The organism is Granulicatella sp. WM01, from assembly GCF_004570605.1.
Classification (GTDB): domain Bacteria; phylum Bacillota; class Bacilli; order Lactobacillales; family Aerococcaceae; genus WM01.
In genome coordinates, this window is record NZ_SPPB01000119.1 from 1 (window position 1) to 1,186 (window position 1,186).

Genomic DNA, 1,186 nt, shown 5'->3' on the forward strand with positions numbered 1-1,186 from the left:
ACGAGGGACTAATGAAAATCACAATGGTTTAATTCGAGAATTTTTACCAAAGGGAAAATCATTTAATTTAGTACCTATTCAAATGATAACAACTATACAAAATGCGTTAAATAATAGACCTAGACGTATACTAGACTATGATACACCTCATACTATGTTTAATCGTTTGTGTGCAACGACATAAACTATAACAGAATAGGTGTAACCGTAAAGGCTCGCTACGCTAATACCTTGACCGTTACACCTATTCCATTACAAAACAACTATGTCGCACACAGACATAGACTGTGACTTTAGTATTTTTCATGTACTGTTGCACTTGGCTTTACAATTCGAGTATTTTTTCTTGAAAATGGCTTCCACAATTACTTAACACTAACAATAATTGCATGAATACAAAGTATTCATACAATATCATCTCTACAAATTAATAATAAAACATTCCCTATACTGCCACACTCTATATACACACCTATCTAAAAAATCTTGAAAACTTCCTTATAAACGTTCAATATCACACTAGTTTGTCTATAAAACAACTGGAATTTATACTTATCTAGACTGAAACATTAGCCAAGACTCCCATCCTCTAAAACAGTTGGTCTTTTTCTAAATCACTATCCTCTATTCAAAAAAATCTGATATTTTATTTTTTAGTGTTTACAATGATTTGTTCAGCTTTTCAAAGAGTATAGGCACCATTTCTTTATAGTGGATTTACGAGCTATACACTAGTACACCACTAATATCTCCCTTATGCACTTTATGGTAAAAATACGGGTGTACAATAAATCGTGTTGGTGAACAAAAAAGTTCGCCAACACGATTATTTTTTATATAAAAAAGTGAAGCAAACCAGTAAACTATAAGTTGAGATAAAATAGTAAAGAGGTGCTTCACATGGATAAGAATACCAGAAAATTATTGAAATTAGAAGAAGAATTTGAATTTCCAGAAAATTGGCTAACTCAAGACGTGCAACATCATATTAAATATCATATTATTCATGCCAGCTGGGAAAGAAAAATAGAAAAATGTCATCATTGTGGGCATAATCAACTGATTCGTTATGGGAGTTATTTAAGAAAAATAAAATTATTACCTGTTTATGAAAATCCCACTAAATTACATTTAAAAATGAGACGTTATCAATGTACTTGTTGTCATAAAACGATGACCTGTGAAA

1 protein-coding gene and 1 pseudogene are annotated in these 1,186 nt (G+C 30.9%); both read left to right on the plus strand.

What is annotated here, in order from left to right; all coding sequences use genetic code 11:
- A pseudogene (locus E4T68_RS09675) lies at positions 1 to 184 on the plus strand (IS30 family transposase); the annotation flags it as partial.
- Positions 185 to 900: 716 nt separating this feature from the next.
- Positions 901 to 1,186, plus strand: a 286-nt coding sequence (locus tag E4T68_RS08910) for a transposase family protein (RefSeq protein WP_135126040.1), incomplete at its 3' end; no start/stop codon positions are given.